This is a genomic window from Aquimarina sp. RZ0 (genome assembly GCF_008370685.1).
In the GTDB taxonomy this organism is placed as follows: domain Bacteria; phylum Bacteroidota; class Bacteroidia; order Flavobacteriales; family Flavobacteriaceae; genus Aquimarina.
Window position 1 is genome coordinate 1 of sequence record NZ_VTZU01000081.1, and the last position, 13,135, is coordinate 13,135.

5 protein-coding genes and 1 pseudogene are annotated in these 13,135 nt (G+C 34.2%); all 6 read left to right on the forward strand.

Features of this window, described 5'->3' with window-relative positions; translation table 11 throughout:
• Positions 1-125 precede the first annotated feature (125 nt).
• Positions 126-344, forward strand: a pseudogene (locus F0000_RS22655) (transposase); the annotation flags it as partial.
• A 425-nt stretch (positions 345-769) separates the two neighbouring features.
• Positions 770-3,835, forward strand: coding sequence for a TonB-dependent receptor (locus F0000_RS22660; RefSeq protein WP_149627007.1), 3,066 nt, complete (start codon positions 770-772; stop codon positions 3,833-3,835).
• Positions 3,836-3,876: 41 nt separating this feature from the next.
• Positions 3,877-5,454 (forward strand): RagB/SusD family nutrient uptake outer membrane protein, encoded by a 1,578-nt coding sequence (locus F0000_RS22665; protein ID WP_149627008.1) that lies wholly within the window; start codon positions 3,877-3,879, stop codon positions 5,452-5,454.
• 96 nt (positions 5,455-5,550) lie between these two features.
• Positions 5,551-8,913, forward strand: a complete 3,363-nt coding sequence (locus F0000_RS22670; protein WP_149627009.1) for a VCBS repeat-containing protein — start codon at positions 5,551-5,553, stop codon at positions 8,911-8,913.
• 31 nt (positions 8,914-8,944) lie between these two features.
• Positions 8,945-10,708, forward strand: a complete 1,764-nt coding sequence (locus F0000_RS22675; protein WP_149627010.1) for a glycoside hydrolase family 36 protein — start codon at positions 8,945-8,947, stop codon at positions 10,706-10,708.
• A 16-nt stretch (positions 10,709-10,724) separates the two neighbouring features.
• Positions 10,725-12,959 carry an alpha-galactosidase gene (locus F0000_RS22680; RefSeq protein ID WP_149627011.1) on the forward strand — a complete coding sequence of 745 codons (2,235 nt, stop codon included), beginning with the start codon at positions 10,725-10,727 and terminating at the stop codon, positions 12,957-12,959.
• Positions 12,960-13,135: the final 176 nt, after the last annotated feature.

Consider the following 13,135-nt stretch of genomic DNA (forward strand, 5'->3'; position numbering starts at 1 on the left):
TTGAATTATTTTTTCTTTATGCAAGGCAAAAAAATCAAGCATAGCTATAGCTACGGTTTATTTTTTAAACGAAGTAGAAAGGAAAAAGAAACGATGAATATGCGAAGTTTTTAGTTATAAATCGTATTACCACGGTAAAAAGTTTGATAGCAGGGGAAGTTTTTCGACGTTGCCCGGAGGTGAAAAAACAATTATGGGGAGGCGAATTTTGGGGCAAGGGGTATTTTGTTAATACAGTTGGTCAACATGGCACAGAACAAATGATAGCAAAATATGTCAAAAATCAAGGGGTTGAAGAAGAGTATAAGGTTTTGAAAAAAGATAATCAGCTAAAATTATTTTAATGCCTCGTGGGCTTGCCCCGAGGATTATTTACTAAATTTTGACGTTTTATCAATAAAAAGCATAAAAAAGAGCTAATCTCCTCAGTAATAATCCTTATTTTTTTAAAAAATCTAAAAAGATATTATTTGCTATTTTTTAGATAGAATTATACGTACTATTGTTTGTTTTGACGACAAAATCTTTCTTTTAGTCAAAAAATTAGCATTTTTCATGTAATCTTTTACTTATAAATTCATGAATATATTTGTGAATAAATGATATTTTTTTAACAAAAAAATAATGCATTTGTTATTTTTATTAACTTTAAATGTGATTATATAAAAAAAAACCTTACTTTTGAAAAGTAGCATAGTGTATCATATCATTATGTATTCAAAATATATTCACCCTAGAAAAAAAATATTATTAATAAATACTAATCCATATGAATCAAAAAATATTTGTCAGCATTATGATATTTGTATTTGGACTTATTCCTACCGTTGTTGCTCAACAATCGGTTTCTGGTGTAGTCAGTGAAGCTCTGGGGCCACTTCCCGGAGTAAATATTATAGTAAAAGGGACCCAAAATGGTGCAACCACAGATTTTGATGGAAAATACACATTAGAAAATGTTGCAGAAGATGCCATATTAATATTTAGTTACATAGGTTTTCTAACTACAGAGATTCCCGTGAATGGACAAACAATAATTGATATAACACTACAAGAAGATGCCGCTGCTCTTGATGAAATAGTTGTTGTTGGGTATGGTACTCAATCAAAACGAGAAGTAACTGGCGCTATCTCCCAGATCAAATCAAAAGATATAGCTCAGATAGTCAATGCAAACCCAACTACTGCTTTACAAGGCAAACTTGCCGGAGTACAAGTAGAGACGGCAGGTGGTTCCCCCAGTAGTACTGCAAATGTATTTGTTAGAGGTGTGAGTTCTTTAACGAATTCATTTCCTTTATATGTGGTTGATGGAACCGTAGTAGATGATATTTCTTTCTTAAACCCAAAAGATATCACCAGCTTACAGGTGTTAAAAGATGCTACTTCTGCAGCAATCTATGGTACCAGAGCCGCTAATGGAGTCATTATAGTTTCGACAAACCGAGGTAAAAAAAATAGCACTCCGACTGTCAATTTAGATATTAGAGGAGGTATTAATACGCAAACAAAAAAGTTGGATTTATTAAATGGACCTGAATATATTCAGTTTTTAAATCAACGAAGAATCAATGACGGATTTGCAGGTGATATCGTAGATCCGGGGATTAATACCGATTTTCAGGATTTAACTCTTAATTCTGGTGCTATACAGGATTTTGGCTTTAATATTTCAGGCGGTAATGAGGATTCTTCTTATTTTTTTTCTACTAATTACTATAACGAAGAAGGTGTTGTAATTAGTGAAGATTTCCAGAGGATAAATGCGCGTCTAAATAGCCAATTCAAAATAGGTAAATTCAAAATAGAAGAATCCTTTGGGTTTAATGAAAGAACATTTACACAAAATCAATCTTTTGGTAACCAGGGACCAACAGTTCCTATTATCAACCCTACAAATCCAAACAACTTAGGTGGTTTTGAAGCCGTTGATGGGGATACCTTTGGTGTAGGAGGAACCAATAAATATGCAAATGCCCTTTTACTGGATGATGAGAATACAGAACGGAATCTATTAGGGAACATCAATGTGTCATACGATATTATTGATGGATTAGAAGCTAAAATAAATCTTGGGGTAAATTATGTAAATATATACAGAAATACATTTCTTCCCACTTTTTTTCAGAGTAATACAGATGCAACAAATAATATAAATGAGGCAAATGATTTAACCGAAGTTAGGGGAGAAGTACTTTCCACAAATATAGAACCGACATTAAATTATAAAAAGACATTTGGCATTCACGGTATTGATGTTCTGATAGGTGGCGCTAGACAAGAGGTTGATTCCAATGCACTAGCTGTATACGCTCAGGGGTTACCAAGTAACGATATTACCAATATTGCTAATTTTGCAGATCAGGTAGAAAACACAGGAGGTGGTAGATTCTTATCACGACTCTTCTCTTATTATGCGAGAGTAAATTATAAATTAAATAACAGATATTTATTTACCGGTATCATACGTAGAGATGCTACTTCTCGATTTTCTTCTTCTGATGGCTTAAACACAGGAGTTTTTCCATCATTTTCATTAGGATGGATTGTAGACGAAGAAAGTTTCTGGCCAGAAGATGCAATCGTAAGTAGTTTAAAATTACGAGGAGGTTATGGAGAATTGGGATCACAAAACATCGGAGATTATGTGTATCAATCTGTTTTAAATCCTGCATCTAATGTTTCGTTTGCAAGTAATTCGAGCCAGGGATTTGCAATTACCTCATTAGTAAGTGATGATATTAGTTTTGAAACTTCTAAAACCATCAATTTTGGTGCTGACCTTACACTATTAGACAGATCTATCACACTCAGCCTCGACTATTTTTCAAGAGACAATGATGATGTCTTACTCGCTGTAGACATTCCGGCAACTACCGGTTCTTCAAATCCAGTGATTCAGAACGCTGCTTCTATAAACAATAAAGGATTTGAGTTTGAAGCTAATTATAGTTATGATACCGATAGTGATTTTAAATTTGATGTAGGGATAAATTTTGCAACCATACGTAATGAACTTACTTCTGCCCCTAATCCAATCCTGGGTCCTATTATCAACGAGGAGCAAACACGAGTAAACAGATATGAAGAAGGGCAGCCTTTAGGTTTTTTCTTTGGATTCGAAACTGATGGCATCTACAATAGCCAGGCAGAAATTGATAACGATCCTTTTTTGGCAAATGATCCAGACAGAAGAGCTTTACTTCAGCCAGGAGATTTTAGAAGAGTAGATATTAATAATGATGGAAGAATCGATAATACCGATAGAACAGATCTGGGTGATCCTACGCCGGATTTTACCTACGGCATCAACTTCTCCGGAACCTATAAAAAGTTTGATTTTGGATTATTTTTTAACGGAGTTCAAGGAAATGAAATTTATAATGTTACTAAATTCTTTGGGGTATTCTTTGCTGATGATAACAAATTTGGACTTGTAAGAGATGCTTTTACTCCTCAAAATCCAAATACAAATATTCCCAGAGTAACAAATCTAGATCCCGCAGGAAATCAATTACCATCCGATTTTTTTGTAGAAGATGGGTCTTTTTTCCGTCTTAAGACATTAGAAATAGGATACAATTTAACAGATATCATTAATTCTGATTTGGTTAAAAACGGGAGAGTATTCTTTAATATGCAAAACGTTTTTGTTATTACCAATTATTCAGGATATGATCCCGAAATAGGATCTACATCAGGTGCTCAGGCAGATGCAGATTCAGGATTTTTTGGTTTTAGAGGAGTCACAAATCCTATCTTTGGTAGAGGTCTGGATGTAAGAGCTCAACCCAGACCGCGAACATTCATTATGGGAGTACAGTTCTCCTTTTAATATGTATGATAATGACTTTAAAATAATTAAGCTAAATAGTTATGAATTTCAAAAATAATTTTATTCTGATTGTTCTTACCATAGGACTATTGCTTGCCACAAATGGGTGTAATGAAGATCAATTAGAACTTACAAACCCTAATGCAGTATCAGAACCCGATTTTTTTCAGAATGAAGCCGATTTTAGATTAGCCGTAAACGGTATGTATCATCCTATTACCGCTGTACTTTTCTGGGGTAGAGTTGTTCATACTGGCGCTTTGCTCCGTTCAGACGCGTTTAATATTGTTCCGTTTCAACAAAATACCACCATGTCTACATTAGAAGGACAACCTGGAATCGCCAGGTGGGCAACAGATATGTATCCTCAACTATACCAGACTATATTCAGAGCAAATACTATTATCGAAAAAATAAACGAAACCAATGTTCCTAATGAGGGTTCACGAAACGAAATTTTAGGGCAAGCGTATTTTATGAGAGCTTTTGCCAATTGGTATCTTGTGAATCTATGGGGTAATGTTCCCTTAGTTCTAAAAACACCAGAGACTAATGAAGAAATTTTTCCTGATCAGGCAACTCCAGCTCAAATAAATGCTGCTATTATTGAAGATCTTACCCAGGCATTTAACAGATTGCCGGATTCCTGGTCTATAGAAGAAAAAGGAAGACCCACAGCTGGTTCTGCTTTAGCGCTTAGAGGAAAAACATATTTATATATTAAAGAATATCCAAATGCCGTAAATGATTTAAGAGCCGTAACCAGTAGTTTTAGTTATTCTCTTTTACCAACAGATCGATATGTAGAAAATTTTACCTCGACAAATGAAAATAATGAAGAATCCGTTTTTGAACTTCAGTTTTTAGGGCAGGATAATTTTATCTGGGGTGTTGACATTCCTGGAACCGGAACTCAAGGTAATTATTTCATTGACTATGCTCCGCCCAGATTGAGTCCTGACAATGGACATTTTATCAATCCTCATATTCTACAGGTGTTTGAAGACAATGGAGATACTGTGAGGAGAAATGAGACAATTGCTTTTGATTACCCTGGAGCGCTTGGGTATGGAGGAGTTCCGTTTACAGAAGATTTTGCAGATGATATAGCAGAGGCAGGGCAACTTGGGGTTCCCGCATTATTTACAAAAAAATATGCCGGTTTCGAAGAAGGATTACGAGGAGAAATCCCTGTATTAGGAAATACTATCGGAAATAACTGGAGGATCATAAGATATGCAGATGTATTATTGATGCTTGCCGAAGCTCTTAATGAAAATAGCGCTACTGCAGAAGCCATCCCTTTTATTAATCAAGTGAGAGAAAGAGCTCAAATTACTCCATTACCACTTACATTAAACCAAGCCGAAGTAGAAGAAGCCATCATAAATGAACGTATCATGGAACTAACAGGAGAGGGGCATCGTTTTTTTGACCTTGTTCGTTGGGAAATTGCAGAAGATGTACTGGGAGCAGGATCTACCATTGCAGGCGGACGTCATCCCAAATCTCTCGCAGGACCAGCAGCTTTCTTTACCACCGGACAGGATGAGCTTTTATGGATTCCTGTATCAGAATTAGAAGCGAATACGAATCTAGATCAAAATGATGGTTACTAAAATAAATTGTTTGATTTTTTAAATATTCTTTAATCTACCAGGTAAACCATTTCTCGTAGGTTTACCTGGTTTTCTTAATCCTTTAGTATACATTTTTTGAAAAAAACAATCCTATATAGCATTCTAATAATTCTACTTTCCAACTGCCAGAAAGAGCAACGTCAGGAATATCTATTCTCTTTGATACCTTCCACTCAATCTAATATCGATTTCAAAAATACTATTACAGAAAATGATATGATTAATGTTATCGATTTTCAATATTGCTATAATGGAGGCGGAGTAGGAATAGGAGATTTTAATAATGATAATTTACCTGATATTGTTTTTAGCGGGAATCAGGTATCCAGTGTATTATATCTCAATCAGGGAAATATGAAATTTGAAGATATCTCTGTCAAGGCTAGTTTTAGAACCAATAGCTGGGTCACCGGAGTTAGTATTGTGGATATTAATACAGATGGACTCGATGATATTTACCTTAGTGTAGGAGGACCTGATTGTAATAACGACTGTCATAACCTATTGTTTATTAATAAAGGAATGAACGAAACGGGCATTCCTTATTTTGAAGAAAAAGCAAAAACTTATGGGCTTGATGATGCAAATTATAGCCAGCAAACCGTATTCTTTGATTATGATGCAGATGGAGATCTCGATGCGTACATTGTTCATAATGGGAATACCAAAAGGGATAGAAACACACCTATACCCAAAAAATATTTCCCAAAACACTTAAGTGACTATTTACTAGAAAACAAAACAAAACCGGGCACTGATCAAGTATATTTTGCCAATATGTCTGATAGTTTGGGGATTACTCATAAAGGTTTTGGATTGGGTATTGCAATTAATGATTTTAACAACGATAACCTGCCAGATATTTATGTAAGTAATGATTTTATTACTAACGATCTCGTATATCTCAACAAAGGGAAAAATGAAGATAATAGCCATCTGGGGTTTCAGGAGATAAATAGTCAGATTCTCTCCAAACAAACCTATAATGCAATGGGAGTAGATGTAACTGACCTTAATAATGATGGGTTGCCAGATATTATGGTAGTGGATATGTTACCCAAAAATTATGAAAGACAAAAGAAAATGCTTGGTGTTAATAATTATGACAAATTCTTACTTTCTCAGCGTAATAAATACACTCCTCAATACATACACAACACTTTACAAATACACAACGGACTTATTAATAATAAAATAATACCGGCTTCAGAAATTGGGTATGCCTCAGGAATAGCCAAGACGGATTGGAGCTGGGCACCTCTTATCGCTGATTACAATAATGATGGTAATAAAGATATATATATCACAAATGGATATGTAAAAGACATTACAGATTTAGATTTTATCAATTATTCTGACCAGAATAATATCTTTGGTACTCCCACATCCCGAAAAGAAAAGTCTAAATCACTTGTTGATAAACTTCCTGGTATACATCTACCAAATGTAATGTATCAAAACAATGGAGCGGTTACATTTACTGATGTTTCTTCTCTATGGATCAAAGATCAGAATTCTTTTTCTAACGGGGCAGCGTATGCTGATCTGGATCTGGATGGTGATCTGGATCTGATTGTTAACAATATCAATAGCACTGCTTTTATTCTGGAAAATCATAGTGCCGAAAAAAATAAAAACTACTTGAGAATACAGCTAGAAGGAACTCCTGATAATAAAAAAGCTATTGGTGCCAAAATAATTCTCTGGGAACATCATAAAAAGCAAGTACAATATCAATCGGTGATAAGAGGATATCTATCTTCTGTTGAACCGATCATCCATTTTGGTGTTGTCTCTGATAAAATTGATTCTGTTAAAATTACATGGCCAGATGGTAATATCACACTTGATAAAAATATAGCTGCTAATCAAAAAATAACGATCAACTACCAAAAAACAGCTATTGAAACTTCAAAAAAGAAGCAAGAGTTCTTATTCCAAAAAGAGAACCATACGCTTACCTTCAAACATACAGAAAACTATCTAAATGATTATGTTACTCAATCTTTATTAAGTCATCAATTTAATGCTAATGGCCCTTGTGTTATTAAAGCAAATATCGATAAAAAAACCGGTGATGAAATTTTTATTGGTGGTAGTAAAGGAACTTCTGGGTATTTATTTTCAGAAGATAGTCAAGGGATCTATCGACCTATTCAGGAATTTGATAAAAGATATGAAGATACAGCCACATTGTTTATAGATATAGATAATGATGGTGATAAAGATCTCTATATAGGGAGTGGCGGTACTGATGCCGGAAACAACCCGGCACTATTTCAGGATCGAATGTATCTTAATAATGGTAATGGTTCATTTTTTATATCAGAAGAATATAAACTCCCTGATTTTAAAACAAACACTAGCTGTATTGTAGCAAATGATATTGACAATGATGGTGATCAAGATATATTTGTCGGTGGTGGTGTAGATCCTGGTAAATACCCTCATGCTACACCTAGTTATATTTTAATGAATCAGCAAGGGAAACTATCAGTGAATACGAATATTGTTTTCCCCACTTCAGGAATCGTAGCAGATGCTACCTGGGCAGATATCAATAATAATTCCTCTCGTGAACTTATAGTAGTAGGACAGTGGATGCCGATCACTGTCTATGACATTCAGAAAGAAGAGGCGGTTCAAATAGCGATACAGTGGCAAAATACAAAAGGGGAACCTTTAGAAATGTCCGGGTGGTGGAATAGTGTAATCACTGCAGATTTTGATAATGATGGAGATCTGGATATTCTAGCGGGAAATCAAGGGATCAATGGTTTTATAAAACCGGTGTATGATAAACCCGTGTATGTATACAAAAAAGATTTTGATATGAATGGGAGTATTGATCCAATACTAGCTCAATATTTTGAAACCTCTCAGGGAGTTTCTTTAAAACCAATTCATACAAGAGATGATATCATGCGGCAATTAGTAACGCTAAAAAAGAAGTATGTAACCTATGACCAATTTGCTAAAGTTTCTTTTCAGGAGTTATTAAATATTAAGAGTTTAAAAGAAGAGACCTTGAGTGCAAGCATTTTTGAATCTATTTATGCAGAAAATATAGGGGACAACACATTTACCGTACATAAGTTACCCGTCGTCTGTCAGCTTTCACCTATTAATGATTTTCTGGTTGATGATTTTAATAGTGATGGTTTCAAAGATGTCCTGATCGTAGGCAATAATTATTCTGCAGAAGCAAATTATGGCAGACACGATGCTATGATAGGAATTTACCTGCAAGGCTCAGAAAATGGATTCATCCATATCAAAAATAACGAACATGGTTTTTTAGTGCCAAAACAATCAAACCATATCATTTCGATAATGGATAAAAATAAAGAGAAACTAATCATCGCAACCCAAAATAACGATAGTGTTCAGGTATATAAAATAAAAAACAGAACGGATACTGTTTTGGTCAATAATTGATGTTACCAATACACTAATGAATAAAAAATATATGAGAGAAATAATCGATTACGATATAGAAATACGAAAAGAAACCGAAGATTTTCAGGTTGATATTTCCTTGTTAACTGAGCAGAATGGAATATCAACATATGCTATTAATTTTTCTGCTGAATCAGATTTCAGACCAAAACCTGTAACCCTAACCTGGAAAATCCCTGCCATAAATATAAAAGGAGTATGGAAACCTACATCTGATTTTGCTAAAAGAATTATGGATGATTGGGAACTCGATCATATGGAGTCCAGAATATCGGTAGACTCTCCTGTAATCACCCTTTTTGGTCATGATGACGCAAACATAATGACTTTTGCCTGTTCTGATGCTATTAACAAAAAAGAATTGAATGCGCTATATAGAGAAGAAGATAATCATATCTATTGCCACATTTCATTTTTTACAGAAAGACATCATATCATAAAAAACTATACAGCACAATTACGAATTGATCAGCGTAATTGTCATTTTTCTGAAGCTCTGGAAGATGTGGGACGCTGGTGGGAAACTTTTGATAACCTGACACCAACTCCAGTTCCTGATTTGGCAAAAGTGCCTGTATATTCTTCCTGGTATCAATTTCATCAAAAACTGGATACCGGGGAACTCATTAAAGAATGTGAGTTAGCCTCCTCTCTAGGATATGAATTGATCATTTTGGATGATGGCTGGCAGACTAATGATGAGAACAGAGGATACGATTATACAGGTGACTGGCATCCGGAACGCATTCCGGAAATGGCAGGTTTTGTAAAGAATATTCACAAAACGGAAATGAAAATAGCTTTATGGTATTCTGTGCCTTTCTGTGGAAAAAAATCGAATGCCTATAAAAAATTTAAAGGTAAATTTCTTACAGAAGAACATCGCTGGGCACCTGTATTTGATCCCAGATATCCAGAAGTAAGAGCATATCTTATAAGTTTATATGTAAATGCTCTGAAAGAATGGAATATTGATGGTTTCAAACTTGATTTTATTGATGAGTTCAAGGTATATCCCAGTACCGAATTAACAAAAGAAAATGGGAGAGACTATTCTTCTGTAAATAATGCTGTAGATCGTCTTATGACAGATGTTATTAATTCTTTACACGCCATTAATCCAGAAGTTGTAATAGAATTCAGGCAAAAATATACAGGTCCCGCCATGCGCAAATACGGAAACATGTTCAGAGCCTTTGACTGCCCCGGTGATTCTGTAATGAACCGAGTACGTATTGCTGATATAAAAATGCTATGTAGAAACACAGCAGTACATAGCGATATGTTTACATACCATAACGAAGAACCACTTGAAATCAAAGCATTGCAAATTATCAACACTTTGTTTGGAGTCCCTCAACTTTCAATTTTATTACAGCAAGCCTCTGAAGAAGAATTGTCCATGATTCATTTTTATACACAATACTGGAAAAAAAATGCTGCTTGTTTTTTAGCAGGAAACTTTAAACCTTATAAACCCCTAGCTAACTATCCCATACTTAAATCCTCTTCTGATGAATTAACGATTATAGGATTATATGATAATTATATAATTGATTTTGAAGAAAAAACACAGAAAATAGATATTATTAATGCGCAAATCAATACAAAAATTGTATTAAGTTGTAATAAAAACTATGGAGCGTACCTCTGTACCATTTATGATTGTACAGGGCAAAAAATAAATGAATATAATCTAATGATCGTAAATGGTGTCATACAAATAGAAGTCCCGATCTCAGGAATGATACATTTAAAAAAAGATCTAAAATAAAACCCTATCGAGTATAATGAAACACACAAAATCGCTAAACTTTAATATCAAAACCCAGTTTATTTTACTTTTCTTTTTAACAACTTTTGTAAAATCATTATTCTCTCAATCTAATATTACAATTGTAATTGAAAGCAGCGATTATGCTATAGCCCTACAGACGGATAATTCCAAACGCTTATGGCATACCTATTTTGGTCAGCGTTTAACGCTTCCTAATGAATATATTTCTATTAGTAAGCAACTTAGGTATTACGAAAGAAACGAAGATTATTACAATCATGCCTATACCCCTAGTGGGACATGGAATATTGCTGAGCCTGCATTACGAGTGATGCATGCTGACAAAAACCCTTCTACGGAGTTGGAGTATCTTTCACACGTAACAACTAAGTTAAAGGACAATATTGTGCAAACAGTAATCAGTATGATAGACCCATTATATAAAACCGAAGTACAGTTGTTTTACAAAGTCTATCAAAAAGAAAATGTGTTCGAACAATGGACCGTAATCAAGAATAATGAACGTGGAAATATTGAATTAAAAAAATATGCTTCCGCAAATCTATATTTCAGAAATAAAGATTTCTATCTTACTCAATATCATGGAACCTGGGCTACAGAAATGCAACCTGAAACACATCGTTTAACAGCTGGAATCAAGATTTTGGATTCTAAATTAGGAGCAAGGGCTAATCTATATGCACCACCTACATTTATGCTATCCTTTGATGAAGTTGCCACAGAAGATAAAGGTAAAGTAATGTTAGCTAATCTAGCCTGGTCTGGTAATTATCGTTTTGATTTTGAAAAGGATCGTTATGATAATTTACGACTCATTGCAGGCGCCAATCCTCATGCCGCAGAATATCAACTAGCGCCAAAGGAGAGTTTTGAAACTCCACATTTGATTTATGCTTATTCTGAAAATGGTAAAGGTGAAGCTAGTAGAAACATACATCGTTGGGCTAGAAAATATAGAATTTTTGACGGTGAGGGTGACCGCCTTACTTTATTAAATAATTGGGAAGCTACCTTTTTTGATTTTGATGAAAATAAAATAGTAAATCTCTTTGATGGTGCTAAAAAGTTAGGTGTAGATCTGTTTTTACTAGATGATGGTTGGTTTGCGAATAAATATCCTAGAAATGATGATAACGCAGGCTTAGGTGATTGGCAAGAAAATAAAAAAAAGCTTCCGAATGGGTTAGGATATCTTGTTAAAAATGCCACAGAAAAAGGAATCAAATTTGGAATTTGGATAGAACCGGAAATGGTGAATCCCAAAAGTGAGTTATATGAGAATCATCTAGATTGGATAATTAGACAACCAGATCGAAAAGAATATTATTATCGTAATCAATTGGTTTTGGATTTAACAAACCCAAAAGTGCAGGATCACGTTTTTGGTGTTTTTGATAACATTTTAACAAAGAATACTGATATAGCGTATGTAAAATGGGATTGTAATTCTATTATTTATAATGCATATTCTGAATACCTAGCACAACAAAACTTACCACAATCCCATCTCTACATGGAATATGTAAAAGGACTATACAAAGTGTTTGAAAGAGTACGTTCAAAGTACCCAATTATACCGATTATGTTATGCTCTGGAGGAGGCGGAAGGGTAGACTATGGTGCATTGCAATATTTCGGAGAATTTTGGATAAGTGATAATACTGCTCCTGTAGATCGTGTTTTTATGCATTGGGACTATTCTCACTTTTTCCCTACAATTGCTATGAGTGCCCATGTGACCAACTGGGACAAAACAGCAAGTATCAAATATAGGACGGATGTAGCCTCTATGGGTAAATTAGGATTTGATATTGAAGTGGATAAATTAAATAAAGATGAACTTAAATATTGTCAAGAAGCCGTCAAAAATTACAATTCATTTAGTGATACATTATGGAAAGGAGATCAATATAGGTTGCAAAGTCCTTATGAAAATTCTTTTGCTTCTTTTCAATATGTAGACGAGAAAAAAAATAAGTCTATCATGTTTTCTTATTTGGTTAACAATCGTTTTGAAATAATTTATTCTGTTGAGCCCGTACAATTAAAAGGTCTAGACTTTTCAAAAAAATATAAGGTCAAAGAATTGAATCTATTTCCCAACACTACTACACCTATTGATGAAACTGTAGTATATTCTGGGGATTACCTGATGAAGGTGGGTCTCAACCCTAAGATATCCAGAGAAAGAAAAAGTGTTGTTTTGGAAGTATCGGCAGTCAAATAATACTAATTTTCCACAAAAAAGAATATAAACGATTACATTTTTTTAATTGCTAATTATCTTTTCTGTTGCTTTAATAATTAAGATATTTATAACTAAATGAACCATATTTCCTAAAAACATCTACTATTTGAGACAATTACATATAAAACAACAATAAAGAAGCCTATAGAAGTAAA

Excerpts from the sequence above, each read along its gene's own strand:
- F0000_RS22660 (WP_149627007.1), top strand. The coding sequence starts at position 770 with ATGAATCAAAAAATATTTGTCAGCATTATGATATTTGTATTTGGACTT.
- F0000_RS22665 (WP_149627008.1), top strand. The coding sequence starts at position 3,877 with ATGAATTTCAAAAATAATTTTATTCTGATTGTTCTTACCATAGGACTA.
- F0000_RS22675 (WP_149627010.1), top strand. The coding sequence starts at position 8,945 with ATGAGAGAAATAATCGATTACGATATAGAAATACGAAAAGAAACCGAA.
- F0000_RS22680 (WP_149627011.1), top strand. The coding sequence starts at position 10,725 with ATGAAACACACAAAATCGCTAAACTTTAATATCAAAACCCAGTTTATT.